At 41.9% G+C, this 19422-nt stretch carries 14 protein-coding genes; 4 read left to right on the forward strand and 10 right to left on the reverse strand.

What is annotated here, in order from left to right; genetic code table 11:
• Positions 1–7: 7 nt before the first annotated feature.
• The 3 genes from G563_RS0123510 to G563_RS0123520 all read left to right on the forward strand — a co-directional run bounded on the left by G563_RS0123510 (position 8) and on the right by G563_RS0123520 (position 5972).
• Entirely contained in the window at positions 8–3835 is a 3828-nt protein-coding gene (locus G563_RS0123510) for a PVC-type heme-binding CxxCH protein (protein WP_028667487.1), read from the forward strand.
• Positions 3836–4179: 344 nt separating this feature from the next.
• Positions 4180–4650, forward strand: a complete 471-nt coding sequence (tnpA, locus tag G563_RS0123515) for an IS200/IS605 family transposase (protein ID WP_028667488.1) — start codon at positions 4180–4182, stop codon at positions 4648–4650.
• Positions 4651–4712: 62 nt separating this feature from the next.
• Positions 4713–5972 (forward strand): DEAD/DEAH box helicase, encoded by a 1260-nt coding sequence (locus G563_RS0123520; RefSeq protein ID WP_028667489.1) that lies wholly within the window; start codon positions 4713–4715, stop codon positions 5970–5972.
• A 1-nt stretch (position 5973) separates the two neighbouring features.
• On the opposite strand, the gene G563_RS37220 is transcribed toward G563_RS0123520, so the two are convergent.
• The 3 genes from G563_RS37220 to G563_RS0123535 all read right to left on the reverse strand — a co-directional run bounded on the left by G563_RS37220 (position 5974) and on the right by G563_RS0123535 (position 9716).
• Complete coding sequence (locus tag G563_RS37220; RefSeq protein WP_051211155.1) at positions 5974–6840, reverse strand: HNH endonuclease family protein; 867 nt, start codon at positions 6838–6840, stop codon at positions 5974–5976.
• A gap of 8 nt (positions 6841–6848) precedes the next feature.
• The gene (locus tag G563_RS0123530) at positions 6849–8288 is read right to left on the reverse strand and encodes an AAA family ATPase (protein ID WP_169579802.1); all 1440 of its coding nucleotides are present in this window, start codon (positions 8286–8288) and stop codon (positions 6849–6851) included.
• A 150-nt stretch (positions 8289–8438) separates the two neighbouring features.
• Positions 8439–9716, reverse strand: a complete 1278-nt coding sequence (locus G563_RS0123535) for a sensor histidine kinase (protein WP_028667491.1) — start codon at positions 9714–9716, stop codon at positions 8439–8441.
• A gap of 8 nt (positions 9717–9724) precedes the next feature.
• Here G563_RS0123535 and G563_RS35655 point away from each other — a divergent pair, with 8 nt between their 5' ends.
• Positions 9725–10423, forward strand: coding sequence for a 2'-5' RNA ligase family protein (locus G563_RS35655; RefSeq protein ID WP_037327961.1), 699 nt, complete (start codon positions 9725–9727; stop codon positions 10421–10423).
• 19 nt (positions 10424–10442) lie between these two features.
• On the opposite strand, the gene G563_RS0123545 is transcribed toward G563_RS35655, so the two are convergent.
• The 7 genes from G563_RS0123545 to G563_RS0123575 form a co-directional block, all read right to left on the reverse strand.
• Positions 10443–11882: a sigma-54-dependent transcriptional regulator gene (locus G563_RS0123545; RefSeq protein ID WP_028667492.1), complete on the reverse strand. Its 1440-nt coding sequence runs from the start codon at positions 11880–11882 to the stop codon at positions 10443–10445.
• A gap of 107 nt (positions 11883–11989) precedes the next feature.
• A complete protein-coding gene (locus G563_RS0123550; RefSeq protein WP_028667493.1) occupies positions 11990–13156 on the reverse strand; it encodes an ABC transporter permease in 1167 nt (388 codons plus the stop codon).
• A 5-nt stretch (positions 13157–13161) separates the two neighbouring features.
• Positions 13162–14409 carry an ABC transporter permease gene (locus G563_RS0123555; protein WP_028667494.1) on the reverse strand — a complete coding sequence of 416 codons (1248 nt, stop codon included), beginning with the start codon at positions 14407–14409 and terminating at the stop codon, positions 13162–13164.
• A 2-nt stretch (positions 14410–14411) separates the two neighbouring features.
• On the reverse strand, positions 14412–15077 hold the full coding sequence (locus tag G563_RS0123560; protein ID WP_028667495.1) for an ABC transporter ATP-binding protein: 666 nt from the start codon (positions 15075–15077) through the stop codon (positions 14412–14414).
• A gap of 36 nt (positions 15078–15113) precedes the next feature.
• Positions 15114–16616: a TolC family protein gene (locus tag G563_RS0123565; RefSeq protein WP_157585567.1), complete on the reverse strand. Its 1503-nt coding sequence runs from the start codon at positions 16614–16616 to the stop codon at positions 15114–15116.
• A gap of 379 nt (positions 16617–16995) precedes the next feature.
• Positions 16996–18246 carry an efflux RND transporter periplasmic adaptor subunit gene (locus G563_RS0123570; protein ID WP_028667497.1) on the reverse strand — a complete coding sequence of 417 codons (1251 nt, stop codon included), beginning with the start codon at positions 18244–18246 and terminating at the stop codon, positions 16996–16998.
• Between the two features lie 159 nt (positions 18247–18405).
• Complete coding sequence (locus G563_RS0123575) at positions 18406–19335, reverse strand: Rpn family recombination-promoting nuclease/putative transposase (RefSeq protein ID WP_028667498.1); 930 nt, start codon at positions 19333–19335, stop codon at positions 18406–18408.
• Positions 19336–19422 lie beyond the last annotated feature (87 nt).

The raw sequence follows: 19422 nt of genomic DNA on the forward strand, positions 1-19422 counted from the left end.
CCTGACCATGTATTCATTTCGTTTATTTCTTTTTGTGGTCGCTTCCACTTTAGGTTGGTTTGCGTTTAGGCCTATCACAAATCCGCCGAAACAGACATCCTTACAACTTGTTCAGAACGAGAAAGAAGGGACTATTTCGGTATACCGACTGAATGAAAAACAGCCGATTTTGGTACAAAATGCCAAATCCGATTTTAGACCTTACCTGCATCCTATTGCTGCGCCCGATGGCAAGGGGGTATTGACTGAGTATAGTCCGGGGCATCACAAACATCAAACGGGAATTTATTGGGGATTTACAAGAGTGAACGGGCGTGATTATTTCCACCATCCAGAAGGAGACTATTGGCGGAGGGTATCAGCCAAAATCATCAAAGCCAAAGGGCCAGAAGTAAAGTGGGAAACGGTCTATGATTTGTTGGACGAAAAAGGCAATGCCGTTTTGACCGAAACCCAAACGTGGGTTGTGCGCGAGCAAGATGGCCGATATTTGTTAGATTTAGAATGGGCAGGAGAAGCCCAAACCGATGTCACCATTGGAAAATATGATTATGGAGGGCTTTTTGTAAGGATGCCTTGGAAACAGGGCATCAAAGGAGAAGTGGTCAATGCCGCTCGCCAAAAAGATGCAAAAGCCGAAGGACAGCGGGCGGGTTGGGTAGATGTGGGAATGCAAATCGAAGGCCGTACAGATTGGGCGCATATCGCTGTACTCGACCATCCTGAAAACAAAGGATTTCCGCAGCACTGGCGAGTCGATGGTCAGCTAGGTATTGGCCCTGCTCGCGCTCGTTTGGGCGACTGGCAAATCAAAAAAGGAAAGGTAGAGGTCATCAAGCATCAATTGGTGATTTACACTGGTGAGCTCAATGATGTGACCATGAACAAAACTTGGAGCGACTATAGCGGCCAAGAAATGATGTATTCGTTGTGGGGAATTGCCCAGCAAGAAGGGCGCGATGCTAAATTTTTGACGCCCGAAGAAGCCGTCGCAAACATGACTTTGAAAGAAGGTTTTAAAGTAAATACCTGGGCTTCCGAACCGATGATTACGCAGCCAATGGCTTTTTGTTGGGACGACAAGGGGCGGCTTTGGATTGCCGAAAACCGCGATTATGAGTCACGCGGGAGTGGTTTCTCAAACGCGGGCAATAGCCGCATTTTGATTTTAGAAGATACCAATCACGATGGAGTAGCAGATACAAAAAAAGTATTTCTGGAAGGTATTGCCTTTCCTGCCGCAATGGCCGTAGGATTTGACGGTTTGTTTTTGGGAGCTCCGCCTAATTTACTATTTGTACCTGACCGCAACCATGATGATGTGGCAGATATGGATAATATCGAAGTCCGACTTACAGGCTGGGGGATTCGTGACCGCCACGAAACCCTCAATAGTTTACATTGGGGACCAGACGGCTGGTTGTATGGATGTCAGGGATTTGCGACTCCCTCCAAAGTGAAAAAGCCTCAAGGAAAAGGCCGTATTTACCGTCATAAAGACCCCTTTCCTGAAGATATTTTGCAAGGAGAAGGAGTTGATATCAATGGTGGCGTATGGCGGTATCATCCTATCAAAGACAAGTTTGAAGTCGTAGCTCATGGTTTTAGTAATCCTTGGGGAATCGATTATGATGCCAAAGGTCAGTTGTTTATCAGTGCATGTGTGATTCCTCATATGTGGCATGTCATTTTGGGGGGGATTTATCACCGGCAAGGTGGGCAACATTTCAATCCTTACATTTATAGTGACATTCGTACTATCGCCGACCACAGTCACCGTTCGGCGCATGGTGGGGCTAGAGTATATCAGTCAGATGCTTTTCCAGAAGAACATAAAGGACGAATCTTCATGGCCAATATCCACGAACACGCCGTTTTATCGGATATTCTTCAGAAAAAAGGCTCTGGATTTGTGGCCAAACACGGCGATGAACTGCTCATGGCCAACAATGCCCAATGGGTGGGTTTTAGCATGGAAGTAGGCCCTGATGGGGGTTTGTATGTGCTAGATTGGCACGATGCCGACATTTGCGGTAAAGAAGTAATCAATGGAGAAACAGGGCGGGTTTTTAGAATTATGCCTAAAGAATCACTCGCTCAGCAGTGGGAAGGGAGATATAGCGATTTGACAAAAATGTCGGATAAGCAACTCGTGGCGCTGCAAACGAGTCCGAGCGATTGGCATGCGCGGCGTGCAAGGGTAATTCTGCAAGCACGCGCTACCAAAAATTCTTTAGATAAAGATGCTATTGGTGATTTACGCACTATTTTTCAGACCCATTCCAACGCCGATTATCGCCTGCGGGCCATGTGGGGGTTGTTTATTACAAACAATCTTCCCGCTACCGAATTGTTGAAATCACTTTCTGATACCGACGAATACATACGGTCGTGGGCAATTCAGCTTTTGTGCGAAGACAAGGCTCCTTCAGACGAAGCTAAATCGATGTTTGTCAAGATGTCAAAAGACGATACCTCCCCTGTCGTAAGACTTTACTTAACCTCGGCAGTACAGCGGATAGACGAAGAGGCGGCTTGGAAAATACTCGAAAACCTTTCAAAACATGTTGAGGATACCGAAGACCATAACCTCCCCAAAATGATTTGGTTTGGTTTGGAACCTTTGGTAAAAAATAATCCTCAACGAGCACTTGAGTTGGCTTCTCAGACGAAGCTGCCGCTCATTGCCAAATACGTAGCGCGCCGATTGGTAGATGCCAACAATCCCGAAAGCGTAGTAAAAACCCTAGCCGCATTTTCGAGCTTGACGCCTGCTAATAGTGTCGGGCTTTTGGAAGGGATGCGGGATGGGCTGGAAGGAAGATTTGACTTAAAAGCGCCTGCTAATTGGCCCGCAGTGTACAATAAACTTCGTCAAAGTCAAGGTGAAAAAGCGCAGTTGGCTTTACAAATAGCGCAGCGGTTTGGGGATACAGAAGCTACTCAGAAGTTTATGGCTACGCTCAAAAACAAAAATGCGCCTGTAGCCCAGCGTCAACAGGCGATACAGGCACTTGCTGCGCGGAAAAGAGGAGAATTGGCAGACGAAATTCCGGTGCTACTCAACGATTCAAAATTGCGTTTGGAGGCGATTCGGGCTATTGCAGAATACGACAAAGAGCCTTTGGCAAAATTGTTGATTTCAAAATACAAGGACTTGAATCCCACCGAAAAACAACAAGCGATTCAGACACTTTCATCCAGACCCAAATACGGTTGGCAACTTACGCAAGCCCTTAAAAATCAGACGGTACCAAAACGTGATGTGCCGCCCTATGCTGCCCGTCAGTTGCTGCGTGTGGTAGGAAGTGGTTTTATCGAAGTGTGGGGGCCTATAGAGCAAGAACCTTCTTTGGAAAAGGCTTATTCCAAATATCAACGTATGATTACTGACAAAGCCGTGGCGGCTGCCGATGCTACCAAAGGAGAAGTGGTGTTTCAGCGCACCTGCGGTAGTTGTCATAAAATGTACGGAAAAGGCGGTAATATTGGCCCTGATTTGACGGGTTCAAATCGTGCTAGTCTTGATTATCTACTTTTCAATGTTCTCAATCCAAGTGGCGAAATTCAGGATGATTATAAGCTTGTAGTAGTGACAACCCGCGACGGACGCACGTATTCGGGCAATGTAGTCTCCGAAAACGAACGTCAGCTCACCATGCGCGTAGTAGGACAAGACGCCGTAGTAGTAAACAAGTCGGCGATTCAGTCGCGGGAGGTGATGCCGACTTCATTGATGCCCGTGGGTTTGTTTGATGCTCTGTCTGAAGCCGAAGTCTTGAATTTGGTAAAATACCTGCGAACAGTAAGTGGCCCAAAACAAGCAGGACGGTAGGTTGGGAAAAGGGCAACGTTTGTAGGAAAAAAGGAGATTGGTTTGGTATATGCTTCGGAGAAGCGCAATGTTACACTTCTCCGAAGTGGTGTTCATTTTCGTGCATGGTTTTTAGTCTACAAATATTTTACTTCTCCGAAGTAGTTATTGATTATCAATTCTCGTTCGGCGAACGAGAACGTTTGTAGGAAAAAAGGAGATTGGTTTGGTATATGCTTCGGAGAAGCACAATGTTACACTTCTCCGTATCAAGAATATTTGCCATATTTTAAAGTGAAAAGAAAATTTCTTGTAAAAGTATCTTTTGCGAGAATAGGCAGTCTTTAGGAGAAAGACTGTTTTTCATGGCTGACGTTTTTTCACAATTATATATTCATTTGGTATTTGCTCCAAAGCATCGTCATTCTTTGATTCATCATTCTTGGGAAGAAGATTTGTACAGATATATAACAGGAGTTGTACAAACACGAGGGCATAAGCTTTTGGCAATTGGCGGAATGCCTGACCATATTCATATTTTTCTTGGTTTAAAACCTGCCGAGTCAATATCCGATTTGGTACGAGAAATAAAAGTAGCTTCTAATGATTTTATTAGAAATGAAAGATTGACTACAATCAAATTTGACTGGCAACATGGGTATGGTGTATTTTCGCATAGCCGCTCACAACTTGATGCTGTTTGTAAATATATTTTGAATCAAAAAGAACATCATCGTCGGAAAACATTCAAAGAAGAATTTCTTAAATTTTGTGAGGATTTTGGGATAGACATCGGCAAAAAGCAATTCTTCGAATGGTTTGAGAATGAAGCTTAAAAAGTACTTCTTACAAAGACCAATCTCCTTTGTACCTTTGTACTCCCAAAAAAGCGACTCGCATGAAATTTGAAGATTATCACATTGCCCCCGAAATCAAAAAAAGCTTAGAAAAACAAGGCTTCAAACGCCCTACCGATATTCAGTACAAAGCAATTCCTTCGATTTTGAAGGGGGAAGATGTATTGGCAATTGCCCAAACAGGTACTGGAAAAACGGCAGCTTTTGCGATTCCGATTATCCATTTACTCAACGAACGTAAGAAAAATAGCCGCCGTCCTGATGGTGTGAAATGCATCGTAATGGTACCAACGCACGAGTTGGCACTCCAAATCACCGAAGTATTTGAGCGGCTTGGACATTTTACTTTGGTCAAAACCATCGGTTTGTTTGGGGGGGTATCTCAAGACCCCCAAATCGCCAAATTAGAAAAAGGAGTAGATGTGGTAGTCGCTACGCCGGGTAGATTGTTTGACTTGGTGAGTCAGGGGCACCTTAAACTAGAGCGCGTAGAAGTGCTTATCTTGGATGAAGCTGACCATATGCTTGATTTGGGTTTTATCAAAGACATTCGCGATTTGTTACGTCATTTGCCGCGTCGTCGTCAAACCTTGTTTTTTTCGGCTACTATCGACGACAAAATCAAGAAATTAGCTTATTCGTTGGTCAATAAAGCTGCTATCCGAATTCAAATTTCTCCCAAAGATCCTGTCTCCAAAAACATTGACCATTTTGTGACGCCCGTAGAAATGGACGATAAGCGGTTTTTCTTGGAACGTATCATCAACGAGCATCCCGATAGCAAAATCATGGTTTTTGTACGGACCAAAGTACGAGCCGAGCGTGTGGCTCATGCTATGGACAGAATGGGTATAAAAACCCAAACCCTTCACGGCGACAAAGAGCAAAAGGATCGTTCGTTGGCACTGAATGATTTCAAAAAAGGAGTAGTGAAGGTGCTCATAGCGACCGATATAAGCGCGCGCGGTATTGATATTTCGAATGTAGATTATGTGGTCAACTATGACCTTCCGGATGAGGCCGAAAACTATGTACACCGAGTAGGACGTACAGGAAGAGGTACGCAGCGAGGTACTGCCATTTCGTTTTGTAGCCAAGAAGAAAAGCCTAAATTGGCTGAAATTGAGACATTAGTTGGGAAGCCGATTGCTATTTTACAAGTTACAAAAGCCGAATACGATAGCATCGTAGATTATAGCAACGATACGTCGGGCAACATAAAATCACTACTCGAAGAAATTGAAAATCTCGAAGCTGAGAAAAAACTTCGTAAGGGAAGAAAGATAAGTAGGAAGAAGTAGACTAAAGTTGGTCTTTTAGGAAGAGTTGGAATAATTTTCTGACAGCATCTTGTTGTTGGGCAGTAGGAAAACGCTCTGTGAAGAAATTATCAAACTTGGTAAACAAAAAATATCCAAAACGAGAGTATTCTTTGTCTGTGTTTTGTAATGAAAATATTTTTTGAAAAATTCGCTTGATACTATAACGGGCATTGGCAGTAGAAATCGTCCCAGCGGCTAGCTCTTTAAGTTCTAATTGTATTTCATTAAATAGTCCATTTAAAATTTTTAAGCGTTTAATTATTAGGTCTTTACGGTTAAGGTTGCATGTTTTTATAGTTTCGATGGCGCGCGGATTATTATTCAAGGCTTCGATTTTTCCGTCAGGTTTGAAGATGAAAAAATCTTCTACAGGATCAATTTCGGGATGAAGGAGTAAAGGTTGCTCATTGAGAAAAAAAGGCGAATTGGCCAATCGAGAAGCATCGTCAGGAAAGCCATTTACATTTAGGGTGGGTGTGCTGACTCGTACTCCTGCTATAGGAAAATGGTTGCGCTTTTTGTTGTTACATTTAGAGCAACTCAGCAACAAATTACTCCATTCATACCCCACCCAATAATATCCTTCATGCAATTGTGCTTCTGTTACTTTAGCTTTGGGGCGATAGTGCTCAACTTGCATAGGTGCGCCTGCGGTAGTATCGGTTTCGCAATAAGCACATTTACGTTGGTAAAGAGTTTCGAGAGCAATTAACGTGCTATCTCGATATATTTTCGATTTAAACTTATGCGTGTTTTTTTCTATCAATGCCTGTTTGATGGAAGTATCACGTTCGGCAGTGGTTAAGGTAGTAGGAGCTAGAGCAAAATCTTTTTTGATACTAATCATACAAACAACTAATCGGCTTTAGGGATAAATAAATCATCAGGAAATTGGCGATTGCCTTTTTCAAATTCAGCCAAATAATTTTCTATCTCATCGTTTTGCTTCATTTTTTCAAAACTATCTTCGGTACGAGTTTTAGTAATGTCATCGTTTTCGACAGATAGCACATCATCCATGTCAAAAATCCCCGAAGTCAGAATGAGGTTGGGAGTAAGGTATTTAAGCTCCACGTCAACTCTTTCAATCTTAATACCTTCTTCTTTTGTGCGGACTACTTTCAAAATGACAGAATTGTGCGGCGCACCCAAAAGTGGAATGGGACTATGTGTAGAGACAATAAATTGAACTTTGGGAAAAACGCTTGAAAACAACTGTGGAATTTGCTTTTGGAGTTTGGGATGCCAATGCAAATCTAATTCGTCAATGATGACAATTCCTTTTAGTTGAGCAGGGTCTTTGATGTCAGGTTGGGAATGAGAAAGACGTACGATCATATCTCCTGCCAAACCTATGATTGCCCTGAAGCCCGAAGCTAGTTTGTGATAAGGAAGCGGTTCGTAAGTTTCAGTACCATCAATCATATCTTTTTCAAGGTATTCTATTTGGCTTGTTGCTGAATTAAAACGAACATCAGCCAAATATGGAATTAGTTTGCAAAAAGCCTTTTTGACCAACTCAAAGCGTTTTTTATCTTTTTGAAGCAACCAATCTTTCATTTTGGCTTCGATATTAAGCAAAGCCCCGTCAGAATTGAAAAGTCCATAGGCTACAGAACTTTTTCTATATTCTTCACTGATAGTGGCATCTGCTTGCAAATTGAGCCGTGAAGGGCCGTAAGCCGCTAATTGAAGTAGGCGATGAGAATTGGTCCGATTATCGTTGATGAGATTATTGTCATTGCTTTTATATTCCACTTGCACACGAACCCTAGGGTCTTGGACTAACTGATAGTTTTCATCTTTATTTCCATTTAGCCCCAACAGTATAGATTGTAGTATGGTCGATTTACCAAAACCATTTTCTCCTACTAAAAATACCCACTGAGTATCTACGGGGAGATTTTCAATAGTAGTGTGCTTAATCCCTTGAAAATTAGAAACATCTAGGCTTTTGAGGCAATAAGGAAGAATTTTGTCTTGTTCTTCATAAATATCTTCTTCTGGTTGAAGGGGGGATTCTCGAACATCAAGAGCAAAGAAAGTATCGATATCAATAGACTCATATCCAATAATTAAATCTAACCATTGTAAAAACTGTTCTTTTGTTTTCTCTAAAGTTCGATCGACTTTTAATGTATCGCCAATTATAGAGGCTGGGTATGTATATACTTTAAAAGTAACTTCAATGCCCGTATAAATACTATTATTTAAATCATAGCCAAAAATTTTAAAATAAAAATCTTCGAACTTTTTAGGAGTAATTTCTACGATAAACTTTTCATTAGTATTCATGGACATTTGAATACTTGATGATTTTATAGTTTCTGAAAAAAAATCCGATAAAATTTTAAGCTCTTTCAAAACCTGCAATGGCAACTTCTGCTTATCCATTCCTTCCATAGAGTTTGCGTTTGGTCAAAGTTAGGAAGAAAACTAAACCCCTCAAAATCCCACTCTAAACACCGTTTTTCCTGCTTCTACGGTTTGTAGAGAGACACCAAAACCATGATTAAGCAAGATTTCTCGGACTAGCGTAAGACCTACGCCTTGCCCATTTTTTTTGGTTGAGAAAAAAGGTGAAAACAAATGCTGCGCTGCTTCGGCAGAGATGCCAGCGCCGTTGTCGATGATTTCGAGAGAAGAGGAAGTGATCCTAAAAATGATTTTTCCCTGGGTCCCAATACTTTCAAACGCATTTTTTAGGACGTTGACAAGTACTTGTTCCATTTGGCGGCGGTCAGCGAAGATTTGGGGGGGAGGCGCAACAAACTCAAACTCAAATACTATATCGCGCTGACGTGCATCAAACTCCATCAAGCGTGCTATGTTGATAACTAACTCTTCGATGTTGATAAGTTCTTTATGAGGTAAGGGTAAGCGCACAATATCCGCAAAATTACGCATAAACTGATTGAGGTGGTCGTTGCGCTCAATGGCTATTTGTACGGCATTTTGTACATCGGGCGTGTGGTCTAAAAAGTGAAGTGCCGAATCCAGAATTGAGTTTACCGCTCCAATCGAATTGTTGACTTCATGCGCCATCAGCCTGATTACTTTACCATAGGCGTTTTTTTCGGCGGCCAAAATCTCCGTCGTAAGTTCTTCTATCATCACAAAATAACGCGGAAATCCACGATCCATAAAATGGGCTTTTTGACACTTGAAGGTTTCGACACCGTTGAAATTGATAGTGCGAGATTCTCCCGTTTTGAGTTGGCTGATTACCTTCAAAACAGGATGCGCCACGGACTTTAATGGACGATGAAGTGTAGCCTCCGCAGTAAGCTCTAAAAGTTTTTGGGCTTTGGGATTGATATGAGTAATGTTTTCATCAAAATCCAACATCAGAATACCAGTAGGGGAGGTAGTGACGAGTTTTTCTAAGAAATAGTGTTGTTCTTGCTGTTGGGTACGTTCGGTGCGCAATTGGTCTATCATTTCGTTGTAAACTTCGATAAGCTTGTCCATTTCGTACTTACCTGTTTTAAGAAACTTCACGTTGAAGTCGCGGTCTTTGATGGCTTCTACGCCCGTCATGAGGAGTTTGAGGGGTTGGATAAAATCATGATATAGCTGCCACGCAATCGCCAACGAAATCAGAATAAAAACCTCAGATACAATAAAAAAAAGAGGTCTTTCTTTAAAAATATACAACGATAACCACCCTGCAACTAAGTGAATAGTGACGATAAAGGTGATAAATTTGGTACTTAATTTCATGGATAAAAATGAATTTACAACAGCATTATGACCAAATGTGGATGCAGGCAAGCAGTTTGTTTGAAAGTGGAAATTTTGAATGTGACGCCTTTCTCCACACCCCCACTGATCGGCGGAGAGGTATCACGCTCCTGGCTCGCCCGCCTCTGGCTGTAGCTACCCGTATCCAACAAATGCTAGACGAGTTGCAAAGTAGCGAACCCCGCCAATATTATTATCCTACCTCCGATATTCATCTTACTATTTTATCGATTATTTCTTGTTATGAGGGTTTTATGTTGGATCTTATTTCGCCACAAGCCTACATCGAAATTATCACTGAGGCTTTAAGAAATCATCCTCCTTTTGGTATCAATTTTGAAGGAATCACCGCTTCTCCTAGTTGTTTGATGATTCAGGGGTTTTTGAACGGAAACCAACTCAATCAGCTGAGAGATGATTTACGAGTTTGTTTCAAAAAGTCTGATTTACAGCATTCTATTGACAAACGTTATAGTCTTCAAACGGCGCATTCGACAGTGGTACGGTTTCAAATACCTCCCCAACAGCCTCTTGATTGGTTAGAAAAAATAAAAAAATATAGAAGCTATGACTTCGGGACTTTTGAAATAAATGAGCTAGAACTCGTATATAATGATTGGTATCAAAAAGCAGAACATACGGTAAGTTTGGCTAAATTTAGTTTAGGTCAAATGCAGAATTTTTGATAATCAGAATAGGGTGAAATTACTCTTCCTCAAACGGGATTTGGTATTTTTCTAGCCGCCGATAGAGCGCCGAACGGGTAAGACCCAGTGCTTTGGCTACCCGTGCTACTTTATAACGATGATATTCCATGGCTCGCTTAATCATCTGAATTTCCATTTCTTCGAGAGTCATACTACCTACCTCAGGCAATGAAGAAGCCGTTTGACTGCTACTGTGATGGATGGAGGGCGTAGTGTGATAGTTTTGCTGGAAGTCTTCTATTTGTAAGGTATCGTGCGGGGTGATGAGGACAGTTCGTTCGACCAGATTTTTGAGCTGACGGATGTTGCCCGGCAAATGCAGTTGAGACAACCATTTGATGGCTTCGTGACTTACTTTTAGCTGAGGTCTATGATAAAGCTGACTTAGGTTATTTACAAAAAAATTGACCAACAATGGAATATCGTTGGGGCGTTGGCGTAAAGCTGGTAATTGTATAATAATGAGATTGATACGGTACAATAAATCTTCTCTGAATGTACCTTGTGCCACCATTTCTTCTAAGTTTCGATTGGTTGCGCAGACGACCCGCACATCTACTGATTTGGTTTTACTGCTTCCCAGTACCTCATAGGTACGATCTTGGAGTACTCGCAGTAATTTGACTTGGCTACTTAAGTCTAATTCGCCAATTTCGTCCAAAAAAATAGTACCTCGGTGTGCCAACTCAAAGCGCCCCGTACGGTCAAAACGGGCATCGGTAAATGCACCCCGAACGTGACCAAACATCTCGGATTCAAACAAACTAGTCGAAACGCCCCCTAAATTTACTTTCACAAAAGGACGCTTGCTGCGTTGACTATTTTGATGAATGGCTTCCGCAATAAGCTCTTTACCAGTGCCGCTTTCGCCCAATATCAACACCGACGCATCAGTAGCAGCGATACGACCGATAGTTTGGAGGATTTGGATGAGTTGGGCATCTTCCCCGATGATTTGCCCAAAATCAAATTGTTTGTCGAGGGCGCGGCGATTACTCGAAGCGGAGGCAAGCGCGTTGGTTTGTGCTTTGGGCGCGGTATTGAGATTGGAAGCTTCTGGCGCTTTGGGTGTAGCCAAAGCCAAAGCCGTCCGAACGCTTTGTACTAAGTGCGCATTTTGCCAAGGTTTATTGATAAAATCGGCCGCTCCTAGTTTCATTCCTTGTACGGCTAGGTCGATAGTAGCCCAGCCCGTAATCAGAATGACAGGCAAGGTAGGCTGCAACAGTTTGAGCTGCTGAAGAAGCTGTAAGCCGTCTTCACCTGTGGTATTGTTGGAAAAATTCATATCCAACAATACCAATTCCACAGGGTGCCTTTTTAAGATTGCAAATGCATCTTCGGGGTTTTGGGCAATAGCCACATCAAATCCTTCTTTGCGCAAGAGTAGCGAAAGCGACGTACAAACGGCGATATCGTCGTCGATGATTAAGTGCATTTTTGCTGTATTATATTAATCGCAATGGACGCAATAGGATGGATAGGGCAAAGGTCGCAAAATATTTGCGTCTATCGTACCTTCCTATTAGGATTACTGTTGTGTTACTATTCTTCATGTAATACCGTGGCAGGATGCAATACCGAAGCTTGGCGACTTGGATAAAAAGCACAGATAGTTACTAAAACATAAACTGATACAACAGCCAGTGCAATACCCGTCAGATACACACTTGCCTCTAAATCGAAGACATTCAAGAGCGGAAATTGAATGGCAAAAAACACGCCTAAGATGAGGCCAAAAGTAGCAATAACGGCCGTTTCGCCAATAAAATGAATCAAGATAGCTTTTTTGGTAGCCCCCATAGCACGCCGAACACCGATCTCCTGCCTGCGGCGATTGATGGTTTGGAACAATACTCCAAAAAGTCCTAAGGCTACGTTGAAAATCAAAAAACCACACACAATCGACAAAATTATGATAGGTACCAATACTAGTTTGTTTCGATTGGCTTTCATGTTATTCATTTGTTGAATTTCGACCGACCAATCTTTTCCAAGTTGAGTAATTCCTTTGGCTATTTGAGCTTCTAGTTCGGCACCATTCCCTTCGGTAACTTTCATGAGCATGGTATCTTCCCACTTACCTGCGGGGACAAACGTACAATTGGAAAGGGGCTGAAAGTCGTCTTTGTGTCTAAAAAAATCGACAACTCCTATTACTTTTGTAGGGGTATTGTCTGATTCTCCTTCATTGATTATTTTGCCTATTGCGTTTTCATTGCCAAACAATTCATTTTTGAGGTGGCGTGTGATAACAATAGGGCGGAATTTGCCCACTTCGTCTGCTTTTGTAAACCAACGCCCTTCTGCTAGTTTGATTCCCATTACGTCAGGAAAAGCAGGTTCAACCGACATCACCTCGCTCATTACTTTCTTTTTTTTGTATTCAAACTGATTGTTGCTGCTGCTGAAGGTAAAGGGCGCGTTGGTGCTTGAAAAAGCAAAGCTTTTGACTTCTTTATACCTTGTCATTTGTTGCTTTACTAGCTCTTTGTATTGCATTTTTACGGTATCGTTGGGAGCATGAAAATCAATAAAAGCTACCCACACATTATCGGTCTCAAGACCCGCAGGATGAGCATAGTTTTTATAATTATAAACAGCAAGCGTCCAGACTGCAAATAAGATTAGAAATGAAAAGAAGATTTCGAGCATCATCAGAGAGTTACTCTTTTTTCTTTTCCAAATAATTTTAAAAAGGTGTTTTAACATGGCTTTTAGTTTTTAAGGGCTTCTACTACTTGTAGTTTTGACATGCGCCAGGCTGGATACACACCCGACAAAAGTCCAAATATGAGACTAACCAAGAGCGCAATCGAAAATACTTTCCAATTGAAACTCAAGTCAATGTAAGCAATGAGTCCGCTGTGATTGAGGTAATAAATCACCCCCAACGATAAAAATACAGCAATAACCCCCCCAATCAGCGTCAGAATAATATTCTCAATTACAAACTGCATAACGAGCGTATTGGCCGATGCTCCGAATGCTTTTCGAATACCGATTTCGGAGGCACGTTCCATGATACGACTCATGTTGATATTGATCAAATTGATAGCGGGCAACGACATGAACAAAAACGTAACACCGAACAAAATCGTGAAGAAAATGCTTTTGCCAGAGTTTTCGCCGTCCCCTTTTAATTGCCTTGTAAAACTCGTCAGATACGTATCGGCAGAGACATATATCTTGTCAGGATTAAACCATTTGTCGCCTAGAGTAGGTTTGAGTCTGGACGCTACCTGGGCAAATTCATCTTGTATTTTGGAAAGGTCGGCAGGATTGTTGGGTAAAATGATAGCGGCAAATGTACCTCGATAGCGCTCGCCTTTTAAGTCAGATTTGTAAGTATTGTAAGGAAAATACAAATCTGAAGATACTTGTAGTCGAGTAATGGGACATCCCCTAACCACTCCAATAATACGGTAATTCACATTGTCAATTTCAATCATTTTACCTACCGCAGATTGGCCTTTGCCTACGTATTCATCACGCACGTGGTCGTTGATGACCACCACAAAATCATTGTTGTCGATGTTTTGTTGGGTATAACTTTTCCCTTCTAAAAAATCGAAAGAAGTAATATCCCAAAAATTGGCATCCGTATAGCGATAATATACATTTAACTTGCTATTGTTGAGATATATATTGATGCTATTGGGAATAGTGGCAGCGGCTACTTTGGCGGGAGTTTTGAGCGTACGAACATATTTGTTGATGAAAGAAAAACTAATGGGACCAGAGCTTTGGCCGCCTTTTTTAGTATCTTTTTCCTTAATGTTCCAAATATAAAGAGAACGGTCGCGGTTGATTTCGGGATAGCCTGGCGCAATCAAATGATCCATAAATGCCGTGGCTACGACCAAAATAGTGAGCGTAAAACTGATGCCGAACAAACTAATAAACGTAAAAAATTTCCTACGTTTTAGCACGGCGAGGGTGATTTTGAGGTAGTTGAAGAGCATGGTTATGAAACTTGTGATCCGTCAAACAATCTGATTAAACGATGCGTACGCTTGGCCATGTTTTCGTCGTGAGTGACCATCACAATTGTCGCTTTATCGTTACTATTAAGGTGGGTCAAAATATCCATGATTTCGTTGCCCATGTTGCTGTCTAGGTTTCCCGTAGGTTCGTCGGCAAGGATGATTTCTGGTTGTCCTACAATGGCTCGAGCAATAGCCACACGTTGTTTTTGTCCTCCTGAAAGCTGATTGGGATAATGTTTCATACGGTTGCTAAGTCCTACTTTTTCCAAAGCTTCTGAGGCCAATCGACGGCGTTCGTTTCCAGATACCGAACGGTACAAAAGCGGAAGCTCTACGTTGTCGATGACGGGCAAATCATTGATCAGATGAAAACTCTGAAAAATAAAGCCAAGCGTATGATTCCGAAACTTTGCCAATTCTTTGTCGGGCAAACCAATCGTGTATTTACCGCCAATCTCGACATTGCCCTTTGAGGGTTCGTCTAGTAGCCCGATGATGTTGAGCAAGGTACTTTTGCCGCAGCCCGAAGGCCCCATAATGGAGATAAATTCTCCTTTTTCGATGCTCAAATTGATGTTGTTGAGAGCTACTGTTTCTATCGTAGCTGTTCGATAGACTTTTTCGATGTTTTTTAAATGTATCATGGGATTGTTAATACCCCGCCCCCCGACGGGGTGTTTTTATTGCTTTGTTTTCCCTTCGGGGGTCAGGGAGATATTGTTTTCAAAATCGTATAAAGTCAGTTGACGCAATTTGTAGTAGGCGCCCCAATAATCGCGAAGGGCATAGATATAGTCTCGTTTGGCTTGGTCTTTTTCGGTAAAAGAGATACTTAAGTCGGTAATGCTCAAATTGCCCAATACGTAGCGTTCTTGGGCAATTTTATATTTTTCTGAGGCAATGCTATCGGCTTTCAGTGTAAGGTCAAGTTGGTCGCGAAGCATCTCAAAAAGAGTTACTTGGGTATAGATTTCTTGCCTAAAGGTTTGTTTATCTTGTTCTACCGTATATTGGGTGAGCTGTTGTTGGGCTTGGGCGGTTTTGGTTCTGGATTTGGAGCGTCCCCAATCCAAAATCGGAATGTCTAGTTCGAGCTGTACGGTTTGTTGGTCTTGTGGCCGACGATAAAGCTCTGGTACAGTTTGCCCACGATTTGAGAATCCAAGCGTAGCCGTGAGCGTAGCATTGAGGCCATTGTCACCTTTGGCCTTGGCTACGGCTCGGTCGGCTTCGAGAGTACGCCTGCCAAAAGCGACAGCATCCGACCTATTAGCAAAAGCTTCTTGGATGGCTTTTTCGGACGATAGTACCAAAGTAGCAGGGGGCGCAGGAGCTTGGAGCTCTATTTTGCCTTCCGATTGTAATCCGATGTAAGCTTTGAGGTTAAGGGAGGCAATTTCTAAATCTCGTTTCGAAACCCCTACCGCCTTTTGACCCTTGAGTAGTTCGAGCTGAAGTTGAAGGATTTCGTTGCGACTGTTTTTTCCCAATTCATATTTTTCATTGGCTATTTTAAGAATATTTTGAGTGTTTGTAAGATTGATTTCCGCAATTTGTAGATTCACTTGTGCCAGCAACAAGTCAAAGAAAATAGCACTTGCTCTCAATGAAATCAGTTCTAAAGTCTCAATGTAGGCTTGTTGACTTTCTTTGAATTTGAGAGGTTCAATTTTCTTATCCCATTTAAAACTATTAAATCTCAGCAACGGCTGTAAATAACCCACGGCAAAAGGAGTACCATTATAAAGGGTATTTTTTCGGTCAAAATCATCAAATCTTTGTAGTTGCGAAGTGGCATAGATACTTCCTCCAGTAGCTGCAATGCTCTGACTGAGAGAGAGATTCAAGGCAGAGTTGTTGTTGCGAACAGGCTGGAACTGTATAGTGCCGTCAGGCTGTAACACTTCTCTAAACGACCGAGTAAAAGCAGGTAAGTTGCCGTTGAGGGTGAGTTGAGGTTTATAGTTGGATTGAAAAGTACGGTATTCCCAATATTTCGTTTCTTTGGTCGTAGCGGCTTGTCTAGCCGAAATCGACTGATTTTTGGCCATTTCTACTACCTCCGCAAGGGTAAGTTTGATGACGTTTTGGGCGGAGGTTTGGTAAATGACCCCCAAAAAGGAAAGCAATAACCAAGTTTTGGAGTAGCTTTTTGGTAACATATCTATAAATCTGTATTTCATGGCTGTGTATATATGGATAATGGTAGGGGCAGGGCTTGCCTCTGCCCCTATGGTTTGTTTCTGTCCCTATGGTTTGTTTCTGCCCCTATAGTTTGTTTCTGCCCCTATGGTTTATTTCTGCCCTATGGTTTGGCTTTGCTCCTATAGTTTGCTTTTGTCCCTATGGTTTGGCTTTGCTCTATGGTTTGCCTCTGCCCAATGTTTTGAATTTGCCCCAATGGTTTGGCTTTGCTCTATGTTTTGAATTTGCCCCTATGGTTTGGCTCTACTCCTATGGTTTGCCTTTGGGCAGACGCAAGAACAGATGTAAGGGTTGCGTAGTGGCAAATGCAAGACGTAAGACAGACGCAAGAGTAGGGGGCAGACGCAAGGCCTGCCCCTACGGTTTGATTTCCAGTTCCGTCGCATTTTTAAATTTAGTCATGTCCGAAACAATGACTCGCTCCCCCGCTTTGATACCTTCGGTGATTTCTACGAAATCAAAATTGCTTAACCCTACTTTCACCGTTCGACGTTCGGCTTTGCCATTAGTACGTAGTACAAATACATCTTGAACAGGAGCACCGTTGAATCCCGCTCCATTGGCCACACGAATGGTTTTAGGTCGAGCTTCTGTTACGAGATAAACTTCTACTTTCATTTTGGGACGTAAAAGTTTGTTTGCTTTATCATCGAGTTGCACATCAAAATTGACAATATTATTCTGTACAGAAGGTAGAATGTTGGTCAGTAAACCCCGAATTTGAGTTTCATTGATACGTACTATGGCGGGCATTTCGACGCGGATTTGAGGGGCGTAATTGTCAGATATAGAGCCCATTATCTTAAATCCGCCGAGGTCGGCCAAGCGGGCAAGTATTTCGCCTTCTGCGACTTTGGAGCCAATGTTTTTGTTGACGTAAGTCAATACCCCCGTACGGGTGGCGATGATGTTGGCTTGTTGGAGCTTGCGTTGAAGCTCTTGAAGGTCTTTTTCCTTGATTTGAGCGTCAATTTCCGACTCTCGAATGTCAGCCCGCATGGTCTGTTGTTTGATGCGGATGTCGTTTTCGAGTTGTCGTTTTTCGAGTTGTGCAATACGCAGGTATTGTTCGGCTTGGTCAATATTTTCGCGGGTTCCGCCTCCTGCTTTAAAAAGTCGCTTAGCATTTTCTATATCAGCCTGGAGGCTATTGATTTTTAGTACTTTGATGGAGTCGTTGATTTTGAGGTCATAAAAACTTTTTTCCAACTCCCATCTTAGTTTTACGATGGCATTTTTTTTGAGTTCTAGCTCATCCTTTAATTTTTCGAGATTGAGTTGGGTAAATTCTTTGTCAAGTTCTAGGATTTTGTCGCCTGTTTTGACGTTTGCCCCGGCGTCTAAGTAGGTTTGCTGAATTACAGCTGTAATGGGGCTAGTAATCACTGCTTCAAAGTCAGGTTGGACTTCACCAGATGCAGTGAGGGTATTTTCTACGTCGCCTATTTCGGCAGTAGCAATGCGGATATCGCTAGAAGTGATACTGTTGCCTAAGGTGCCGCGTAAAATCCATATTGCGGCTACTACTACTAAGGCCAAGAGTGCAATCCATAGCCAAAGACGACGTTTTTGTTGGTTTTGGGTTTCTTCAGGTATATTTCTGTCCATTTTTGAGAAAAATTTGGCTGTTTCTCTTAAATGGCTTCAATACCTGCGCCAATGACTAGGTGTCTGTAAATGAGGGCTTTATTTGCTTTTAAGTGCAAACAAAGTGTTCGATTCCGAACACTTTGTTTGAAAATGGGAAAAGCTATAGAATAGAAAATATTATTCGTTTTTCAAATTTTCTATTTCTTCTGCTGTGAGTCCTGTGAGGCGCATAATAATAGGCACAGGAATATTTTCGGCAATTGCATTACGAGCCATTTCTATTTTCCCTTCCAATTTCCCTTCCAATTTCCCTTCTAATCTTCCTTCCAATCTCCCTTCAATTATTCCCTGCATTCTTCCTTCTATTTTTCCTTTTGATTCTCCCTCCGCAATTGCAGTATCAATAACATTTTTCAAATCTCTGTAATACTTAAGGCTTGATTCATACCTCTCTCGCTCGTCGGGGGTAAATTTGGCAATTTCGGCAGCTTCAAACAATCGAGCGAAAATCTTTTCCTGTAATGCTTTAGGGCGGTTGTCTAAATAAGGAAGATGTTTTAAAACATAGAGCCATTTGTCGTAAGTAGTCTCTAGTTGCTCTTCTGTTTTCGTAAAGTGAGGCATTTCTAAATAGATGAAAGTCAATTTTTCATAAAATACCCGGCAATTTTTATCCTTCAATTTCACTTCATGACGTACTTCTTTTTCATCACTATCTTCCGTAAATACAAAATCTAAGATGCCCACTGTGTATATTTCCGACAATTTAAAATCCCAATCGCCTCGTTTGGCCTGTTCTTGGATGGGAAAAGAAGAATAAAAAATGCTCCGGTCTTTAAAATAGTTTTGTTTGGCCTTTTGCATTTCTACAATAAAACGCTCTCCATTTGTGCCTACACAATACAAATCAAAAATGGCCTTTCGGTCGATTTCAGTATTACCAAGTTGCTCGTTTTTGGCGTACGACAAATCGGCAATTTTATGATGAGAGGGAAGTACTACCTGATTTAAAAAATCAATTAGCAAGTCTTTGTTTAGTTCAGTACCAAACAGTTTTTTAAAACCAAAATCCGTAAAAGGATTAACGTATTTCTCTTTAATACTCACCTGCTTATGTAGTTTTGAAGCAAATTTACGATTTTGTAGGTAAACATCACCTGTTACAATGTAATTGAACGGTCTTATCTTTAGTTA

It is taken from the genome of Runella zeae DSM 19591 (assembly GCF_000423565.1).
In the GTDB taxonomy this organism is placed as follows: domain Bacteria; phylum Bacteroidota; class Bacteroidia; order Cytophagales; family Spirosomataceae; genus Runella; species Runella zeae.

What these genes read in the sequence shown, in the direction of transcription:
- G563_RS0123560 (WP_028667495.1), bottom strand. Translation starts at nt 15,077, where the DNA reads ATGATACATTTAAAAAACATCGAAAAAGTCTATCGAACAGCTACGATA.
- G563_RS0123555 (WP_028667494.1), bottom strand. Translation starts at nt 14,409, where the DNA reads ATGCTCTTCAACTACCTCAAAATCACCCTCGCCGTGCTAAAACGTAGG.
- G563_RS0123570 (WP_028667497.1), bottom strand. Translation starts at nt 18,246, where the DNA reads ATGGACAGAAATATACCTGAAGAAACCCAAAACCAACAAAAACGTCGT.
- G563_RS0123545 (WP_028667492.1), bottom strand. Translation starts at nt 11,882, where the DNA reads ATGCACTTAATCATCGACGACGATATCGCCGTTTGTACGTCGCTTTCG.
- G563_RS37220 (WP_051211155.1), bottom strand. Translation starts at nt 6,840, where the DNA reads ATGATTAGTATCAAAAAAGATTTTGCTCTAGCTCCTACTACCTTAACC.
- G563_RS35655 (WP_037327961.1), top strand. Translation starts at nt 9,725, where the DNA reads ATGAATTTACAACAGCATTATGACCAAATGTGGATGCAGGCAAGCAGT.
- G563_RS0123535 (WP_028667491.1), bottom strand. Translation starts at nt 9,716, where the DNA reads ATGAAATTAAGTACCAAATTTATCACCTTTATCGTCACTATTCACTTA.
- G563_RS0123550 (WP_028667493.1), bottom strand. Translation starts at nt 13,156, where the DNA reads ATGTTAAAACACCTTTTTAAAATTATTTGGAAAAGAAAAAAGAGTAAC.
- G563_RS0123565 (WP_157585567.1), bottom strand. Translation starts at nt 16,616, where the DNA reads ATGAAATACAGATTTATAGATATGTTACCAAAAAGCTACTCCAAAACT.
- G563_RS0123510 (WP_028667487.1), top strand. Translation starts at nt 8, where the DNA reads ATGTATTCATTTCGTTTATTTCTTTTTGTGGTCGCTTCCACTTTAGGT.
- G563_RS0123530 (WP_169579802.1), bottom strand. Translation starts at nt 8,288, where the DNA reads ATGAATACTAATGAAAAGTTTATCGTAGAAATTACTCCTAAAAAGTTC.
- G563_RS0123520 (WP_028667489.1), top strand. Translation starts at nt 4,713, where the DNA reads ATGAAATTTGAAGATTATCACATTGCCCCCGAAATCAAAAAAAGCTTA.
- tnpA (WP_028667488.1), top strand. Translation starts at nt 4,180, where the DNA reads ATGGCTGACGTTTTTTCACAATTATATATTCATTTGGTATTTGCTCCA.